Source organism: Paenibacillus timonensis (assembly GCF_022427145.1).
GTDB lineage: Bacteria > Bacillota > Bacilli > Paenibacillales > Paenibacillaceae > Fontibacillus > Fontibacillus timonensis.
Genome location: NZ_JAKSXN010000001.1, coordinates 144,557 through 162,182, shown reverse-complemented (window position 1 = coordinate 162,182; position 17,626 = coordinate 144,557). Strand labels below are relative to the sequence as shown.

Below are 17,626 nucleotides of genomic sequence, written 5' to 3'. Positions count from 1 at the left end.
AACCGTTGGTTTTTTGATGACAAACGGATGTAGGAGGAGTGACATGGAGGTTCTCAGGCAACTTCGGGGATATTACCAGGCTAGGTTGAATTACTTGGTATTGTCGATTCTCTGTTTGGCGGCTGCTACCGGGCTTGGCTTAGTTTATCCGATGCTGCTGCGCAAGCTGATCGACGACGTGATTCGGCCGGGGAATTACGGGGAAGTGGTTTGGATTGCCGCGACGGCGGTTTCCGTTGTGGCCGTAAAGGCGCTGCTGCAGTTCCTGCACGGATTTTTCGGCGGAAGGCTGGGAAATTATCTCGCGTACCGGTTGCGCAACGCGTGTTACGAGAAGCTGCAGTTCTTATCGTTCCGCTATTACGACACGGCCAAAACGGGGGATTTAATGTCGCGGTTGACGGGGGATTTGGAAGCGATCCGCAACTTCGTCGGATTTGGCTTCGCCCAACTGCTGAATCTCATTCTGATGGTGACGTTCGGATCGGCGGTCATGTTGTCCATTCACTGGCAGTTGACCTTGGTAACGATGATTACGATTCCGTTCCTGGCCGGCGTGGCCCTCAAATTCGAGTCGAAAATTCATCCGGCGTTCCAGGAAATGCGCCAAGCGCTGAGTTCCTTGACGACCGCGGTGCAGGAGAACGTGACCGGTGTGCGTACCGTCAAATCGTTCGCCCGGGAGCCGCACGAAGTGGAGAAATTCTCGCACCGAAACGAGCGATACAAGGATAACCAGATTTTCGCGGCGACCTTATGGAGCAAGTTCTTTCCGGTGATGGAGCTGCTGGCTTCCGTCAGCGTCGCGGTGCTTCTATCGGTCGGCGGAGCCCTGGTGATCAAAGGGCAGTTGTCGCTCGGCGATCTGGTCGCCTTCTTCAGTTTAATCTGGTTTATCATCGGCCCGATGTGGGGTCTGGGCTTCCATATTAATAACTATACGCAATCCAAGGCGTCCGGGGAGCGGGTGCTGGAGATTTTGAACCAGCCGATCGACGTCAAGGACGAGGCGCAAGCCGAGGAGCTTGATCCGGAGCAGGTTCGCGGCGACGTTCGGTTCGAGCGGGTCACGTTTGCTTACGGGAACAAAATGCCGGCAGTGGTCGACATCGAGTTCCATGCCCCGCCCGGATCGGTGATCGGTTTCCTCGGCGGTACCGGTTCCGGCAAGTCGACGATCATCCAGCTGTTGATGCGCGCTTACGACGTGAATAAAGGTCATATCCGCCTGGACGGCAAAGATATCCGGGATCTCAGCGTGCGCAGCCTGCGCAGCCAAATCGCCACAGTGTTTCAGGAGACATTCCTGTTCTCGTCGACGATTAAGGGCAATATCGCTTACGGCATGACCAACGTATCCATGGAAGAGATCATTCGCGCCGCTCAATTGGCCAAGGCGCACGATTTCATCATGGAGCTGCCGGAGGGTTATGATACCGTGGTTGGCGAACGGGGCCTTGGTTTGTCCGGCGGGCAAAAGCAAAGGATTGCCATCGCCCGCGCCTTGCTCAAGAACCCGAAAATCCTGATCTTGGACGATGCCACCAGCGCGGTGGACATGGAGACCGAGCAGGAGATCCAATCCGGCTTTCAGGAGGTCATGCGGGGCCGAACGACGTTTATTATCGCCCATCGGATCTCTTCGCTGCGGCACGCCGACGAAATCCTCGTCTTGAACGAAGGGCGGGTTGTTCAACGCGGGAGACATGAGGAGCTGATTGAAGCTTCGGGTCCTTACCGGGACGTGTACCGTATCCAATACGCGGACCACTTGGCCGGAGCGGCCCGGCGCGAAGGGGAGGGGAACGCATGAATACGCAAACGGCAACCCGGCCTAAGCCGGCGTCCGGCAAGGAAGCCGCCCGGGGAAGAATCGAAGAACGTTTCGTCTACCAGGATGACGAGGTGATCGACAAGGCGTTTGACTGGCAGCAGTTCCGCCGGCTCTTCGCCTATATGAAGCCCTATGCCAAACAGATGCTGCCCTTGATCATCCTGATGACGGTGCTTGGTACGGTGACGAAGCTGACCGTGCCTTATTTGACGAGTTTGGCGATCGACCGCGCAATCGCGCCGGAGAACGGCCAGACCAGCTTAACGCTGCTGTACGGCATCACCGCAGCCGTCCTTATCCTGTATCTGATTCAATGGGCCTCCGGCGTATACCGGATCAAATACACGAACATCATCGGGCAGAAGGTCATCTATGACTTGCGCGCCGATTTGTTTAAGCATATCCAGAAGCTCTCGTTCAATTTCTTCGATAAGCGTCCGGCCGGTTCGGTGCTGGTACGGGTCACCAATGACGTCAATTCTCTGCAGGAGCTGTTCACCAACGGGGTCGTCAACCTGATGATCGACTGCGTGCAACTCGCGGGAATCGTCGTGATTTTATTGCTGATCAACTGGAAGCTGGGCCTTGCGGTGATGATCACCGTACCCATCATGTTCCTGATCTCCACGAAACTGCGGCAAAAAATCCGGATGGCCTGGCAGGAAGTCCGCATGAAAAACTCGCGGATCAACTCTCATCTGAACGAATCGATCCAGGGCATTCGCGTGACCCAGGCTTACACGCAAGAGCGGGAGAACATGCGTTACTTCGATTCGATGAACCTGAGCAGCAAGAAATCGTGGGACAAAGCGTCGGCGATGAACCAAGGGTTCGGTCCATTGATCGAAATCACCGGGGGCGTCGGTACGTTCGTGCTGTTCATGCTGGGCGTTTACCTGATTCAGTCCGGGGAATTGACGATCGGCTTGCTGGTGGCCTTCAGCAACTATGTGGGCAACTTCTGGGATCCGATCAATCGCTTGGGGCAGATGTATAACCAACTGCTGGTGGCGATGGCCTCGTCCGAGCGGATTTTTGAATTTATCGACGAGGAGCCGAATATCGCCGATAAGGCCGGGGCCAAGCCGTTGCCGACTATTACGGGGGAGATCCACTTTAACCATGTTGTTTTTGAATATGAAAAAGGACGCCCCGCCTTAAAAGGCATTGATCTGGACGTGCGTCCCGGCCAGTCGATCGCGCTCGTCGGCCATACGGGCTCGGGAAAAAGCACGATCATCAACCTCCTCAGCCGTTTTTACGATCCCAGCGGGGGTTCGGTCGTCATCGATGGTCATGACATTCGCGACGTCACCGTTCAAAGCCTTCGCAGCCAAATTGGAGTCGTGCTGCAGGATACGTTTATTTTCTCAGGCACGATCCGGGATAATATCCGGTTCGGCCGGTTGGACGCGACGGACGAGGAAGTGGAGGCTGCGGCCAGGGCGGTGGATGCCCACGACTTTATCATGAAGCTGCCGAACGGCTACGGTACGGAGGTGGAGGAACGAGGTAACGTGCTGTCGATGGGTCAAAGACAGCTGCTGTCGTTCGCCCGGGCGCTGCTGGCGAATCCGCGGATTTTAATCCTCGACGAGGCTACGGCCAGCATCGATACGGAAACCGAGCTGAAGATCCAGGAAGCGCTGAAGGTGCTGCTCAAGGGGAGGACATCGTTTATCGTGGCCCATCGGCTCTCCACTATCCGCAGCGCCGACAAGATCATCGTGCTGGATCATGGCGAGATCAAAGAAACGGGCAACCACCGGGAACTTATGGAACAAAAGGGAATCTATTGCGGCTTGGTCGAAGCACAATTTCGTTATTTGTAACTTTTTATCGAAAAATATTTACATTTTTAATTAGAACTATTGCAATCCTGCTCATAAAACCGGAAAATAGAATAGGATTGTTAACCTAGCGTTAAGGAGATCAAACCCTGCATGGGGGCTCCTGCATCAAACCGCCCAAAGCGATCCCTCTGCCGGTCAGCGGGGAGCTGGGCAACGAAGTGATCATTGGAGCACGGCGGAAGCTGTTGAATCAGGTCGCAGCCGCGCCTAAACAAAGCGGCAAATTTATTAAAGGTGGTTTGGTCCAATTGAGTATTGAGGCGTTAGCTCCGGCTTTGGTCATTCGCAACGGTTGTTGCGACGATGTTCAACACATGCTTCCTTTAATGCGTCAACTGCGCTACCCGATGACGGCTAGCGTGCTGAAGGAGCGCTTAGCGATGCTGGAAGGCCAGCTGCTGCTAGGCAATCTGGTTGCGGAACTCGACGGCGTGGTCGTCGGGACGGCTTTTCTCAAACAGCATCAGACGCATGACATGAGTAAACCGGTCACCCGGATTACGGCATTGGTCGTTGACGAGAAGCACCGCGGTGCGGGGATCGGGAGACGGTTGATCGAAGAAGCGGAGAAGTGGGCCCGCGAACGGGGCAGCACGGATTTGGTGTTATCCACGGCCCGCGAGAACCATCTGTCCGCCAAAATGTTCTATGAACATTGCGGCTTCGGCTGCACCGGCTACCGAATGAATAAGCCGTTAAATCAAGCCTGATACAAATAACTTTCCAGCAAACTGCGATTCAAGCTCCGCCCTGAAGAAGGGTGGAGCTTTTTTGTGTTTAGAGAGAGGCGGGACGCCTTTGAAAAATAAATTCACGTTCTTGTCTTAAGATCGAGTCGGAAATCGTAGGTTTTCGTAGCCGATAGAGTAAGGTGATTTCAAATGTCACGAATACTAACACGTGTAGGGTTGAGAATCGTTTAGTGTTAGTAAAGATGACGTACACATAACGCCGAGCGGGGGACGCCCTAGGGAAAAGACCTATATTAGGAGGATGTGTATGAAGGGGAAAAAATGGTTCGCATGGCTTGCATGTACTTGTCTCATGATCGGTTTGCTCTCGGCGTGTAATTCGTCCGGCGACAAGACGAAACCAGCGGATGGCAATGCTGCCGCTGCCGGAGGCGAACTCACGGTCATCAAGATCGCTTCGCAATCCCCGTTATCCGGAGGATCGGCCATCCAGGGGGAATCGATCAAGCTCGGGGGGCAGATGGCGTTAGAGGAGCGCCAAGCGGAATTCAAGGAACTGGGATTCGACCTGCAGTTCGTGCCTTACGACGACCAAGGGGACTCAAAGAAAGGCGTCGCCAACTCCGAATTGATCGGTGCCGACCAAGCGGTATTGGCGGTACTGGGGCATCTGAACTCCGGGGTATCGATTCCGAGCTCGGTGGTGTACGAGAAATACGGGATTCCGATGGTCTCCCCGGCCAGTACGGCAACCGACTTCACCGACCGGAAGCTGAAAGCGGCCAACCGGATTGTCGCCCGAGACGACTTTCAGGGACCGGCGGGCGCCGAATATGCCGTGAAAACGGTGGGAGCCAAAAATATTTTCGTCATCCAGGATAAAACGGCTTATGGGCAAGGGTTGGCCGACGCTTTCCGCAGCGCGGCCGAAGAGCTGGGCGCGACCATCGCCGGGTACGAGGGCATTACAGTTGGAGAAAAGGACTTTAACGGCGTACTGAACCAGGTGCTCAGCAAAAAGCCGGATTTTATTTTCTTCGGCGGGATGTATGCGGAGGCTGGATTGATCGTCAAACAGGCCCGGGAGAAGGGGATCACCGTGCCCATTATGGGTGGTGATGCGCTGGATTCCTCGGGCATGGTGGACATTGCCGGCGACAAGCTGACGGAAGTGGCTTACAGCTCCGTGTCTACCGACGTAACGAAGTCCAACAAGGAATGGGCGGACAAATATAAAGCGAAGTTCGGCAAATCCGTCGAGAACTATTCGGCATATGCCTATGATTCCATGAACGTGATATTGAATGCGGTGAAGAAAGCAATCGAGGACAATAGCGGCAAGCTGCCGACTCGCGAGCAGGTCCGTGATGCGGTTCGAGCCACGACGGACTTCGAAGGAATCGCTACGAAAGTCAGCTTTGACGACAAAGGCGATAATGAATTTGCCAAGGTCTTCATCTATAAATTCGACTCGCCAACCTACCCTGGCACGATGGTATCGGAAATCGAACAGCCGAAGTAATCGGATTTTCGGCAATAACGCAGAAGGGGTTAGGACTTATGGATATGATCCTGCAAACACTCCCTCAGGTATTGGTGGACGGATTCACTTTGGGCGCCGTCTACGCGGTGGTGGCCATCGGTTATACGATGGTTTACGGCATTCTCGAATTCATTAATTTTGCGCACGGCGAAATCTTTATGACCGGCGCGTTCGTAGGCACCGCAGCCTTGCTGACGATGAACTCGGCAGGTTGGTTGACGGGACTGCCTGCCGGACTCGCCTACTTCCTCATCCTGGCGACGGCGATGCTGTCGACCGGGATGTTGGGGATCGGAATCGAGCGGGTGGCCTATCGGCCGCTCCGCCGGGCGCCGAAGCTCATCTCGCTGATTTCGGCGATCGGGGTCTCTTTCCTGCTGCAGGATATCGTCCGATTTATCGCGGATATCCGTACCGGGAATTTTATCGTGACCGGCATTTCGCTGTACGGCGATAACCTGAAGCTAGGCGCTTCTTCCTTATGGAGCGGGTTTGACGACGCGTTTCTGAAGACAAATACGATCATCGTTGTGGCGGTGGCTGTCGTTCTCATGGTGGGTCTCGATTTTTTCGTGAACCGCACCAAATGGGGAACCGCCATGCGGGCCGTAGCCCAGGACCGGGATACGGCGTCGCTGATGTCGATTAACGTGAATAAAGTGATCGCGCTGACTTTCTTTATCGGATCGGCGCTGGGCGGCGGGACCGGCGTCCTGTTCGCCCAGCAGTATGGAACCATCGATCCGTACATCGGGTTTATCTTAGGGATGAAAGCTTTCACCGCGGCTGTCCTAGGCGGCATCGGCAATATCCGGGGCGCCATGTTCGGCGGGTTGTTCATCGGCCTATTGGAAATGTTCTCGTCCGCCAACCTGTCGGTCATGACGGGCGGCGCACTCGGCGGGGAGTATAAAGACGTCGTCGCTTTTCTGATCCTGATCGCGGTGCTGATTTTCAAGCCGGAGGGGTTATTCGGCAAAGCCGTGAAAGAGAAAGTGTAGGTGGTCTCCCATGAATCAACTGAAGCTCAGGTTAGGGCGGAGCCAACCCGCCCAAGCCTTGTTGTTAACGCTGTTTGTCCTGGTCACGTCGGCCAGCGTGTATTTTTCGGACAAATCGGTAGTTGCTTTTCTGCTCCTGCTCGGCTCCTTGCTGCTGCTGTATTTGACGACCTTCCGAACCTCGATCAAATGGGGGATCGGCGCGGTACTTCTGCTGGCCGTCATCCCGTTTGCTACTTCCGGCGGCCCGGCCCATCAGTCGTATATGGAGGTGGCCACGCAGTGCGGCATTTACATCGCCATGGCGTTAGGGCTTAACATCGTGGTCGGATTCGCCGGACTGCTCGATCTTGGATTTGTGGCTTTCTTCGCAGTTGGGGCTTATACGTACGCGATATTTGCTACTCCGCAGGCAAACGAGTTCATCTCTGGCCAGCTGTTTCCGCTGCCCGGAGGTGCGTTCTGGATATTTATCGTGCTTGGCGGCTTTATGGCTGCGTTGTTTGGGCTCTTGCTCGGGTTGCCGGTACTTCGGGTCAAGGGCGACTATCTGGCGATCGTCACGCTGGGGTTCGGGGAAATCATCCGGATTATCTTTAACAATCTGGATAAACCGGTGAACATCACGAACGGGGCGATGGGGCTGTCTTCGATTCAACCGCCGAGTTTGTTTGGCCTCTCCTTCACGTTTCCCAACCAGTTTTACTTTATCGTCCTTTTTATCTTGGCAATCGTTATTTTCAGCGTGAAACGGTTGGAGCATTCCCGGCTTGGGCGGGCCTGGAAGGCGATTCGGGAGAACGAGATCGCCGCGCAATCGATGGGCATTCCGCTCATTCGCACCAAATTGACTGCTTTTGCGATCGGCGCATCTTTTTCCGGCATGATGGGGGTGGTATTTGCGGCGAAACAAACGTTCATCGATCCGACCAGCTTTACGCTGCTCGAATCGATCACGATTCTGGTCATGGTGCTGCTGGGCGGGATGGGCAGCGTGCCCGGCGTCATTCTCGGCGCGGCTTTGGTGACGATCCTGAACCTGCAGGTGCTTACGGAGCTCACTAACTGGTTAAACCAGTTGACGCTGCAAGGGGTCATTCATCTCCCCAACTCGATTTCGCCGTCCAAGATGCAGCGGCTCATCTTCGGCGCGATCCTGGTGCTCGTCGCCATCTTTAGGCCCAACGGGCTGATTACCGCCAAGAACAAGAAAGTGGATGTCGAGCGGCTTAAGGCGCAGCGTTCCGGCAAAACGTTATCCGTTGTGCCGCCGGCGAACCAACAAAGCGGAGGTGTAGGTCCATGACGATTCTGAAAGTCGGCAAGCTGGTCAAACGCTTCGGGGGATTGACGGCGGTTGGAGGCGTCGACTTTTCGTTCCCCTGCGGCAAGATTTCCGCCGTGATCGGTCCCAATGGGGCGGGGAAAACGACCTTCTTTAACATGATCACCGGTATTTATACCCCCGATGAAGGCACAATTGAACTGGACGGGGTGTCTATCGTTGGCGTCAAGCCCCATCAGATCGTGAGCCTGGGGATAGCTCGGACGTTTCAGAACATTCGTCTGTTCGGCAGTATGACCGTGCTGGAAAATGTCATGGTCGGTATGCACATCCATTTGAAGGCGGGGATCCTCGGCACGCTTCTTTCCCTACCGACCGCCCGGCATGAGGAAGAGTTGGTGCAGCAGGATGCTTACCGTTTACTCGAGTTCGTCGGTTTGCAAGACTTGTTGAATGAACAAGCGGCCAATCTGCCGTACGGCGCTCAGCGGCGGCTCGAGATCGCCCGGGCGCTCGCGGCAAAGCCGAAGGTGCTGCTCCTGGACGAACCGGCAGCCGGGATGAATCCGCGCGAGACGGCCGAGCTGATCGGGCTGATCCGGCGGATTCAGAAGGAGACGGGGATGACGATTATCCTCATCGAGCATGACATGAAGCTGGTCATGGAGTTATCCGACCATATCCTTGTATTGGATTACGGTACGAAAATCGCCGAAGGCGGGCCGGAGGATATACGTTCCCACCCTAAAGTGATTGAGGCTTACCTGGGCAAAAGCGCGGCCCAACACGAAACCGTCCGACTCGAGGTGATCTCATGAGCCTGCTGGAGCTGAGTGGGGTACACGCGTATTATGGGGCGATCGAAGCGTTGAAAGGCGTCACCTTAACCGTGGAGGAGGGGGAGATCGTTTCGCTGATCGGCTCCAATGGGGCCGGAAAGTCCACCACGCTCAAGGCGATTTGCGGCCAGGTGAACATGACCGGCACCATCCGTTTTAACGGGACCGAAATGTCGAGCTTGCCGCCGCACCGCGCGGCGTTGGAAGGGATCGCGCATGTGCCGGAAGGACGGCGCATTTTCCCGCGGTTGACGGTGAAGGAAAACCTGGAGATGGGCGCTTTTTCCGTAAGGGACAAAAAGACGATCAAGCAGCGGATGGAGAGGGTGTTCGATCATTTCCCGCGGCTCCGGGAACGGCTGGCGCAAACGGGCGGGACGATGAGCGGCGGGGAGCAGCAAATGCTGGCCATCGGCCGGGCGATGATGATGCAGCCGAAAATCCTATTGCTGGATGAGCCATCGATGGGGCTCGCTCCGATTATCGTCGAGCAGATTTTTGACATCATCCAACAGTTGAACCGCGAAGGGATGACCGTGCTGCTCGTCGAGCAAAACGCTTTTCAGGCTTTGCAGATCGCCCACCGCGGCTATGTGATGCAAACCGGGGAAATTTTGATGGAGGACGAGGCCGATTTGCTGCTCGCCAACGAGCAAGTCAAGGAAGCTTATTTGGCTTAACCGATGCGGCCGATGATGTATGGTCTGCTAGCCTCTTTGTTCTTCTCGTCAACGTTTGTGTTGAACCAGACGATGAAATGGTCGGGGGGTGACTGGTTGTATACGGCTTCGCTGCGTTTCTTGTTTATGATTCCGCTGCTGCTTGCCGCCGTTACGATGCGGAGGAAGTGGACGCCGCTTTGGGCGGAGATGCGCAAGCGGCCTTGGGCTTGGGCGGGTTGGAGCTTCGTCGGTTTCGGGGTGATGTACGTTCCCGTTTGCTTTGCTGCCGAATATGAGCCTGGCTGGCTGATTGCCGGCACGTGGCAAACTACGATCGTGGCCGGCCTATTGGTGGCGCCGGCCTTTTCCAATGTCCGCTTCACGCCGGCAGGCCCGGTCAAGGTCCGGGAACGGATTCAATGGAAAGGATTGGGGTTGTCCGTTATCATTCTGCTAGGCGTCTTCATCATGCAGTTTAGCCAGGCTCGTACCCTCTCGGTTCGAGATCTTCTGCTGGGGGCCGTGCCGGTCATCGTGGCCGCCTTCGCGTATCCGCTGGGCAACCGCAAAATGATGGAGATTTGCGAAGGAAGGCTGGACGCGTACCAGCGAGTGCTCGGGATGGCGCTGGCTACCCTGCCGTTATGGCTGCTGCTTGCGGCTGCCGCATTTTGGCGCAGCGGACCGCCTAGCGCGGACCAGGCCGGCCAAGCCCTCGCGGTTGCCGTGTGTTCCGGCCTGATCGCAACGGTGTTGTTTTTTGCCGCCACGGATATGGCCAAAGGTTCCCCGCATCGCCTGGCGGCCGTCGAAGCGACGCAAGCCGGGGAAGTCGTTTTTGCGACGGCCGGCGAGTTGCTGTTATTGCCCGTTCCGAGGCCTTCGACTGTGTCCATAATCGGCATGGGGTTGGTCATCGGGGGGATGGTCCTGCATAGCCTGTTATCTCGGAAGAAGCCCCCCCTTCGCGAGGGAGCGCCATTTGCAGGATAGGTCTATGCCTATCCTGTTACAATTAACGCCACAAAATCACCTTATTTGCCCGAGAATTTCGAGAAACGGCAAAATAGGGTGATTTTTTCGTCTTATCTCATATGAAAACAGCCTATCCAGGCTTTATAGATGCAAATAAGGTGATTTACTCACTCTATTGATCAAAAATAGCGCTATTTCCACCGAATAAGGTGAAAAAATAGCGCTATTTATACGCGATCGGTTTGGCTCTCCTATCCCTCGAGCTTAATTCGCCGCATAATACCGGCTCTGCTCATACGCCAATGCCGTACGGCGCGAATAGCAGTACAGCTCGCGGTACGTTTCGAGGCGCCCGCGGAACTCGAGCTGGAGATGCGAGCAGCCGCAAAGATCGGACGGGGTCGTTAATCCCGCGGATTTCTCCAGAAGCTTGACGCCGGCTTCTTGGAACACCCGGCTGACGAATTGGGAACAGAAGTAAGAGTTTTCTCCGCCAAGCTCCATGTTGAGGATAATGCCCAAGAGGCCCAGAAAGTTATAATTGTATAGTTCGCCGTTATCCTCGAAGGTTTTCACGAAATTTCTCATGCGCATGTAGTTCTCCGCGCTAACCTTGCAGCTGTATACGGCGCAGGTCGCTTTCTCGAATACTCCGCAGTGAATGTCCTCCTTGACGAAGCCGCCGAAGATCGGAATGAACGGGTGTTTGCGCCCGAAGCTATAGACCTCCCGCAGTTCGGGATCAAACGCGATGGAAGCGTGATTATAAGGCGCTCGGGTATATAATCCGATCATTTTGGCAACCTACGTCTTCGGATTGCTGAGCAGGACATAGATTTTCATCTCATTATTCATAAATTCGACCACCATTTAGAGTTGATGATAGTTCCTTTGGATAATAACATGGTACTTGGTTTATGGGAATCCCAAAACGGACCGAAGGCGGAAAACAAACTGGACTAAGGTCTTGGTTCCTTCCGTCCGCTCCGGGTGATCCGCGATTTACTTTTGCGGACCGATACGTTAAAATCGGGGGGAAATCAGGGCATAGAAGAGGATGGTCCATCGATGTATAAATTGATATTGGCCGATGACGAAGAGGATGTACGGGAAGGTTTGCTAAGCCTGATCGATTGGGAAAGTCTCGGTTATGCCGTCATGGAGACGGCGGAGAACGGCAAGGAAGCGGCAGAGCTGGTGGAGAAGCATACGCCGGACGTCGTCGTGACGGATATTCAAATGCCGTTCATGAACGGCTTGCAGCTCTCCGAGTGGATTCGCGAGCAATACCCGGCAACGAAAATCATTATATTGACTGGATACGAGGAGTTTGAATATGCGCAGAAAGCCATCCGTCTTGGCATCGACGAATATGTGTTGAAACCGTTTTCGGCAGGGGAATTAGCCGAGATCTTGAGAAAAGTCAAAATGCAGCTCGACGAGGAGATGGCCGCGAAGGAAAACGTGCAGTTATTGACCGAGCACTACCGCAAGAATCTGCCGATCCTGCAGAGCCTGTTTTTATCTTCGCTCGTATCCCGCCGGCTGCAGGAAGCGGAAATCCGCGAAAAGTGCGAGCATTATGATCTGGACCTAAGCGGTGACCGGTACCTGGTCTCCGTCATCCGTATCGATTCTGCGGGGGCAGCCCGGCGTGAACCCGCCGAAAGCGGGGAAGCGGGAAAAGGGCTGGCGTCCGTATCCCTCAAGAATACGAACGATACTCAGCTGCAGCTGTTTGCCGTGTTTAATATCGCCGAGGAGATCGTTCGTCTCCATCCGGGGGATCGGGCGTTTATCCATCATGACGAGGTCGTGGTACTCAGCTTAGCGGAACCTAACAGGGAGGAGCAGCTGGCTAACCGAACGCTGCAGTTATTGGAAGAGATCCGTTTTAGCGTGGAGCGGTTTCTCAAACTGACGGTGACCATCGGCGCCGGTTCGGAGGTGGAACGGCTCAGCGAGCTCGCCGGCTCCTATGAGGAGGCGGTCAAGGCGCTGGATTACCGCGTGATTCTCGGCGGAAATAAAGTGATCTGGATCGAAGACGTGGAGTCGCGGCAAACCGTGCCGTTATCGATGGACGAGCTGAAGGAGAAGGAGCTGGTCCGTTGCCTCAAGGTCGGCAGCGACCAGGAACTGATCAACCTGCTGGAAGAACTGTTCTCGGCATTGACCGACAGCAAGGCGTCGTATCAGGATTTTCAGGTATATCTGCTGGAGATGTTGACCTCGGTGATCAAGGTAGCGAAGGACATCCGCGTCGACCTCGACAAATTGTTCGGCGAGGGAGCCGGATTCCTGGGTCAATTCGTCAAATTCTCGCATGCCGATGAAGCGAAGGCCTGGTTCCTGGATATCTGCATGAAGCTGAAGCATTCGATCGCCTCCGACCGGCAATCCAGCTATAACAAACTGGTGGATGAAGCGAAGGAGTACATTTTGGCGAATTACAGCGACAATGACATCTCCATCGCCAAGGTATGCCAGCACCTTCATATCAGTACCGGATACTTCAGCAACATCTTCAAGAAAGAGACGAAGACGACCTTCGTCAACTATTTAATGGGCGTACGAATGGACGCGGCACAGGACCTGCTCGCCACAACGGACCTGAAAGCTTTTGAAATCGCCGAGCGCGTCGGGTTTGCCGATCCGAACTATTTCAGTTTTTGCTTCCGCAAAAAATTCGGCATTTCCCCGAAAGAGTATCGGACCGGAGCGAAAAGCCAATGAAGCTGTGGCGCACCGTCAAACGACTGGTTCAAGGATTCCATGTGCGCAACATCCAGGTGTTGATCTCCTTGTCATCGATTGCCGTTACCGTTCTGGCGGTCGTGCTGGTCAGTACCTTGCTGTACAACCGTTTCTCCCGGGCCGCGGAAGAGAACGCCTACTTAAGCCTAGAGCAGATCATCGAACAGGTTCATTCCAACCTGGAGCTTTACGTTAGCGGAATGCAGGACATTTTTGACCTGGTGGAGCAAAAAATCGCCGTCGTCCCGGATCTCCCCACCAACGATCAGTTGGGAGAGCAGCTGGAGACCGTGCTCAGCACGCGCGAGGACCTGGTTTCCATGGCGCTGTTTACCGAGGACGGGAAGCTCGTGCGCAATATGCCAACCCTGCCGATGCGCCAAAACACGCGGCTTCAGGAGCAATTGTGGTTCGAATCCGCGATTCAGAACCCCGGGAAGCTGCAGTTTACTCCGCCGCATATCCAAAACCTGTTCAAATGGCAATACCGCTGGGTCGTTTCGATGAGCAAGACCGTGACCTACCGGGATCAGGGGAAGCTGAAGCAAGGCGTGCTGGTGATCGACATTAACTTCCGTACCATCGACGAGTTAAGCGGACGCATCAGCCTGGGCAAAAAGGGTTACGTGTATATCATCGATGCGGTAGGGAACATCGTATACCATCCGCAGCAACAGTTGATCTATGCCGGGTTGAAATACGAAAATTTGGAACCGGTGCTCAATTACGCGTACGGACGATACTCCGACGAGTCGGACGGGGAGCAGCGGATCATTACGATCCAGACGGTGAAGCCGGCCGAATGGAAAATCGTCGGGGTGGCCTATGCGGATGAGTTTTTGACGACCAAAAGGGAAGTCGGGGACTTTCTGTCCTGGTTCCTGCCCCTTGCCATCGCGATCATCCTGGTCATTAGCATTTATGTTTCGGCCCGAATCTCGCAGCCGATCCGCAGGCTCGAACGCTCCGTACAAATGGTGGAACGCGGGGATTTCGGGACGAACGTCTACGTGAGCGGCGCCTACGAAGTCGAACAGCTGTCCAAGCGGTTTAACTTGATGCTGCGCCGAATCCGCGAGTTGATGGATCAAATTATCCAGGAGCAAGAGGCCAAACGCAAAAGCGAGCTGGACGTGCTGCAGTCGCAGATCAATCCGCATTTCCTCTATAATACGCTGAATTCGGTCACCCGGCTCGCCGAGCTGGGCCGTAACGAGGAGGTCGTCACGACCATTACGTCGCTTTCGCGCTTCTTCCGGATCAGCTTAAGCAAGGGGAACCACATCATCAGCGTGCAGGACGAGTTGGAGCATGTACGCCATTACTTAATCATTCAAACGATCCGGTTCAAGAACAAGTTCCGTTACGACATCCAGGCCGAGGAAACCGCGCTGAAATGTTCGACCTTGAAGCTGATTTTGCAGCCGCTCGTCGAGAATGCGATCCACCACGGAATCGAGAAATCGGCCGAGGAGGGGTTCATCCGCGTGGAGGCCTGCTTAGAGGGGGACAACCTTGTTTTCCGCATTTGGGATAACGGAATCGGGATGTCGCCGGAAACGGTCGAGAAGCTATTCAGCGGGACGATCCGCAGCGAAAGCGGGTCGGGCGTTGGCGTCCGCAACGTGCAGGAGCGCATCGCGTTGTATTATGGCGCGGGCTACGGGCTTCATTTCGAAAGCGAACCGGAGGAAGGAACGACGGTGACGATCACAATCCCGGCCGTATTGCCGGAAAGTCTGGAACAAAGCGGGGGGGAGGCATGATGCGGTTGACGAAATACGTGAAGCCGGCCTGCTTGCCGTTGATCGCAGTGCTGATAATTACACTGCTGTCTTCCTGCGGCAGCCCTGGAGCCAGAGGAGACGATCATCAGGTGACTGACGTGGATATGATCGTCAAGATGGACCGCGGCGATTATTGGAAAACAACCAAGCTGGGTGCGGAGATTGCAGCCAAGGAGTACAACGTGCGGTTGAATTTTCTGGCACCGGAGAACGAAAACGACGTCGAAGGGCAGATTCTCCTGATGGAGGAGTCGATTGAGCGGCGACCCGATGCCATTATATTGGCGGCTTCCGATTATGAAGCGTTGGGTCAGGTGACGGACCGGACGTCCTATTACGACATTCCGGTCGTTTCGATGGATTCGGAGGCAGCCTCGACCAAGGTGAAAACCTTTGTGGGTACTAATAACTACGAGGCGGGTCAAAAAGCGGCCGAACGGCTGGTCGAGCTAACCGGGCCGGAAAGCGAAATCGGGATCATCAATTTCGTGAAAGGCGCCCGTAATGCGAACCAGCGCGAGGAAGGGTTCCTAGATTACGTCGCCCGGTTTCCCAATGTCCATGTCGTTGATATCCAATACTGCGGCTCAGATGAGAACCTGGCCTACAGTCTGACGGCAGACATGCTGAAGCGTTTCCCGGACCTGGACGGCATCGTGTCGCTCAGCGCCGAATCTTCGATCGGCGCAGGGCGCGCCGTTGACGAGCTCGGTTACGGCGGCAAGGTGAAGATGATCGCCTTCGACAATCCGCCTGAAATGCTTGAGCTCCTGCAGGAGGAGAAGGTACAGGCCATGGTCGTGCAGAACCCGTTCAACAACGGGTATATGGCGGTTGCCGCCGCCGTCCAGGCTGCCCGCGGCGAGAAGCTGGAGGATCGGATTCCGACGGATACGAAGCTGATCGATCTGAACAATATGCTGTGGCCGGAAAACCAGAAGCTGTTGTTCCCGTTCGTGAAGTAAAATCAGTGGCGGGCGAGACCTTCCAATCTAATAGTTGCTGGAATGAACTAAACAGCAAGCGGTTTCCGGAGAGGCCGGGAAGCTTGCTGTTTTGCCGTTTTTTAAGCTTATCGAAAAATATGCCGTAAATCCTCAAATGGACATCATCAGAATTTTGATAGAAACACCTTAGAATTTTGGATTCGCAATCCTTGAAAAACCATGCATAATGAAAACGTATCCAAGAGGATAACTCACAGAAATACATTTTTCAGGAGGTCAAAGATATGAAGAAGTTGACGACAGTCATGCTGGCCGCAGCGATGCTCGGAGCAACCATGGTAGGATGTTCCAACGGCGGGGATAAAGAGAGCAGCGGAGGAAATGGCGGATCCACTCCAAGCGTAGGCGTGGCGATTTACAAATTCGACGATACGTTCATGACGGGCGTACGGAACTCGATTGAGAAGAACGCGGACGGAATCGCCAAAGTGGATGTCGTAGACAGTCAAAACTCTCAGCCGACGCAAAACGATAAAATCGACTTGTTCTTGACGAAAAAGACGAACGCGTTGATCGTAAACCCGGTTGACCGGACGGCGGCTGGCGTAATTATCGATAAAGCGCAAGCGAAAGAAACGCCGGTTGTATTCCTGAACCGCGAACCGCTGCCGGAAGATATGAAGAAATGGGATAAAGTTTACTACGTAGGCGCGAAAGCCGAAGAATCCGGCACCCTGTCCGGACAAATCGTCGTAGACTACTGGAAAGCCCATCCGGAAGCCGACAAGAACGGCGACGGCGTTCTGCAATACGTCATGCTGAAAGGCGAACCTGGACACCAAGACGCCGAACTGCGTACGCAATATTCGATCCAAGCGATTGAAGATGCCGGCATCAAGGTTGAAAAAGTGGCTGAAGACACAGCGATGTGGGATCGTGTAAAAGGTCAAGAGAAAATGGCGGCTTTCCTGGCTGCTAACGGCGACAAAATCGAAGCCGTGCTTGCAAACAATGATGACATGGCTCTCGGCGCTATCGAAGCTTTGAAAGCTGCCGGATACTTCACAGGCGACAAATACATGCCGGTTGTAGGCGTAGACGCAACGGCGCCAGCACTCCAAGCGCTGGAGCAAGGCACGATGCTGGGTACGGTATTGAACGATGCCGAAAACCAAGGGAAAGCAGCGGTTACTCTGGCTTCCTTGCTGGCTAAAGGCGAAGCCATCAGCAAAGACAGCGTAGGTTTCGATATTACCGACAACCAATATGTATGGATTCCTTACCAAAAAGTAACGAAGGAAAACGCTGCTGACTTTAAATAAGAGGACGGCAAGCAGGTAATCAGCAGGACTTCTCATATTCGCAAGGACTAAATGGGAGGTTCGATGCCGAAGGGTACGGACCTCCCGGTTTTTTCGCAGGGATAGGAACACCGGAGGAAACCATGCTGT

Annotated in this window: 14 protein-coding genes; 13 read left to right on the top strand and 1 reads right to left on the bottom strand. The window is 54.6% G+C overall.

The window, feature by feature from the left end; all coding sequences use genetic code 11:
- Window positions 1–43: 43 nt before the first annotated feature.
- The 9 genes from MJ257_RS00785 to MJ257_RS00745 all read left to right on the top strand — a co-directional run bounded on the left by MJ257_RS00785 (window position 44) and on the right by MJ257_RS00745 (window position 10,702).
- A complete protein-coding gene (locus MJ257_RS00785) occupies window positions 44–1,813 on the top strand; it encodes an ABC transporter ATP-binding protein (protein WP_240267485.1) in 1,770 nt (589 codons plus the stop codon).
- The gene (locus MJ257_RS00780) at window positions 1,810–3,666 is read left to right on the top strand and encodes an ABC transporter ATP-binding protein (RefSeq protein WP_240267484.1); all 1,857 of its coding nucleotides are present in this window, start codon (window positions 1,810–1,812) and stop codon (window positions 3,664–3,666) included. Before MJ257_RS00785 ends, MJ257_RS00780 begins: the two co-directional genes overlap by 4 nt.
- Window positions 3,667–3,845: 179 nt before the next feature.
- Window positions 3,846–4,397: a GNAT family N-acetyltransferase gene (locus tag MJ257_RS00775; RefSeq protein WP_240267483.1), complete on the top strand. Its 552-nt coding sequence runs from the start codon at window positions 3,846–3,848 to the stop codon at window positions 4,395–4,397.
- Window positions 4,398–4,686: 289 nt separating this feature from the next.
- Entirely contained in the window at window positions 4,687–5,901 is a 1,215-nt protein-coding gene (locus MJ257_RS00770; RefSeq protein ID WP_240267482.1) for a branched-chain amino acid ABC transporter substrate-binding protein, read from the top strand.
- Between the two features lie 38 nt (window positions 5,902–5,939).
- Window positions 5,940–6,923, top strand: a complete 984-nt coding sequence (locus MJ257_RS00765; protein ID WP_240267481.1) for a branched-chain amino acid ABC transporter permease — start codon at window positions 5,940–5,942, stop codon at window positions 6,921–6,923.
- Window positions 6,924–6,933: 10 nt separating this feature from the next.
- Window positions 6,934–8,229: a branched-chain amino acid ABC transporter permease gene (locus MJ257_RS00760; RefSeq protein ID WP_240267480.1), complete on the top strand. Its 1,296-nt coding sequence runs from the start codon at window positions 6,934–6,936 to the stop codon at window positions 8,227–8,229.
- Complete coding sequence (locus tag MJ257_RS00755; protein ID WP_240267479.1) at window positions 8,226–9,026, top strand: ABC transporter ATP-binding protein; 801 nt, start codon at window positions 8,226–8,228, stop codon at window positions 9,024–9,026. Before MJ257_RS00760 ends, MJ257_RS00755 begins: the two co-directional genes overlap by 4 nt.
- A complete protein-coding gene (locus MJ257_RS00750; RefSeq protein WP_240267478.1) occupies window positions 9,023–9,727 on the top strand; it encodes an ABC transporter ATP-binding protein in 705 nt (234 codons plus the stop codon). Before MJ257_RS00755 ends, MJ257_RS00750 begins: the two co-directional genes overlap by 4 nt.
- A 3-nt stretch (window positions 9,728–9,730) precedes the next feature.
- Window positions 9,731–10,702 carry a DMT family transporter gene (locus MJ257_RS00745; protein ID WP_240267477.1) on the top strand — a complete coding sequence of 324 codons (972 nt, stop codon included), beginning with the start codon at window positions 9,731–9,733 and terminating at the stop codon, window positions 10,700–10,702.
- A 246-nt stretch (window positions 10,703–10,948) separates the two neighbouring features.
- On the opposite strand, the gene MJ257_RS00740 is transcribed toward MJ257_RS00745, so the two are convergent.
- Entirely contained in the window at window positions 10,949–11,479 is a 531-nt protein-coding gene (locus MJ257_RS00740) for a C40 family peptidase (protein WP_240267476.1), read from the bottom strand.
- A 273-nt stretch (window positions 11,480–11,752) separates the two neighbouring features.
- On the opposite strand from MJ257_RS00740, the gene MJ257_RS00735 reads away from it, so the two are divergent.
- The 4 genes from MJ257_RS00735 (at window position 11,753) to MJ257_RS00720 (ending at window position 17,497) form a co-directional block, all read left to right on the top strand.
- The gene (locus MJ257_RS00735) at window positions 11,753–13,420 is read left to right on the top strand and encodes a response regulator (protein ID WP_240267475.1); all 1,668 of its coding nucleotides are present in this window, start codon (window positions 11,753–11,755) and stop codon (window positions 13,418–13,420) included.
- Complete coding sequence (locus MJ257_RS00730; protein ID WP_240267474.1) at window positions 13,417–15,207, top strand: sensor histidine kinase; 1,791 nt, start codon at window positions 13,417–13,419, stop codon at window positions 15,205–15,207. Before MJ257_RS00735 ends, MJ257_RS00730 begins: the two co-directional genes overlap by 4 nt.
- Window positions 15,207–16,193, top strand: coding sequence for a substrate-binding domain-containing protein (locus MJ257_RS00725; RefSeq protein ID WP_240267473.1), 987 nt, complete (start codon window positions 15,207–15,209; stop codon window positions 16,191–16,193). Before MJ257_RS00730 ends, MJ257_RS00725 begins: the two co-directional genes overlap by 1 nt.
- Before the next feature lie 266 nt (window positions 16,194–16,459).
- On the top strand, window positions 16,460–17,497 hold the full coding sequence (locus tag MJ257_RS00720) for a galactose ABC transporter substrate-binding protein (protein ID WP_240267472.1): 1,038 nt from the start codon (window positions 16,460–16,462) through the stop codon (window positions 17,495–17,497).
- Window positions 17,498–17,626 lie beyond the last annotated feature (129 nt).

What these genes read in the sequence shown, in the direction of transcription:
- MJ257_RS00785 (WP_240267485.1), top strand. Translation starts at nt 44, where the DNA reads ATGGAGGTTCTCAGGCAACTTCGGGGATATTACCAGGCTAGGTTGAAT.
- MJ257_RS00780 (WP_240267484.1), top strand. Translation starts at nt 1,810, where the DNA reads ATGAATACGCAAACGGCAACCCGGCCTAAGCCGGCGTCCGGCAAGGAA.
- MJ257_RS00770 (WP_240267482.1), top strand. Translation starts at nt 4,687, where the DNA reads ATGAAGGGGAAAAAATGGTTCGCATGGCTTGCATGTACTTGTCTCATG.
- MJ257_RS00765 (WP_240267481.1), top strand. Translation starts at nt 5,940, where the DNA reads ATGGATATGATCCTGCAAACACTCCCTCAGGTATTGGTGGACGGATTC.
- MJ257_RS00760 (WP_240267480.1), top strand. Translation starts at nt 6,934, where the DNA reads ATGAATCAACTGAAGCTCAGGTTAGGGCGGAGCCAACCCGCCCAAGCC.
- MJ257_RS00755 (WP_240267479.1), top strand. Translation starts at nt 8,226, where the DNA reads ATGACGATTCTGAAAGTCGGCAAGCTGGTCAAACGCTTCGGGGGATTG.
- MJ257_RS00750 (WP_240267478.1), top strand. Translation starts at nt 9,023, where the DNA reads ATGAGCCTGCTGGAGCTGAGTGGGGTACACGCGTATTATGGGGCGATC.
- MJ257_RS00745 (WP_240267477.1), top strand. Translation starts at nt 9,731, where the DNA reads ATGCGGCCGATGATGTATGGTCTGCTAGCCTCTTTGTTCTTCTCGTCA.
- MJ257_RS00740 (WP_240267476.1), bottom strand. Translation starts at nt 11,479, where the DNA reads ATGATCGGATTATATACCCGAGCGCCTTATAATCACGCTTCCATCGCG.
- MJ257_RS00735 (WP_240267475.1), top strand. Translation starts at nt 11,753, where the DNA reads ATGTATAAATTGATATTGGCCGATGACGAAGAGGATGTACGGGAAGGT.
- MJ257_RS00730 (WP_240267474.1), top strand. Translation starts at nt 13,417, where the DNA reads ATGAAGCTGTGGCGCACCGTCAAACGACTGGTTCAAGGATTCCATGTG.
- MJ257_RS00725 (WP_240267473.1), top strand. Translation starts at nt 15,207, where the DNA reads ATGCGGTTGACGAAATACGTGAAGCCGGCCTGCTTGCCGTTGATCGCA.
- MJ257_RS00720 (WP_240267472.1), top strand. Translation starts at nt 16,460, where the DNA reads ATGAAGAAGTTGACGACAGTCATGCTGGCCGCAGCGATGCTCGGAGCA.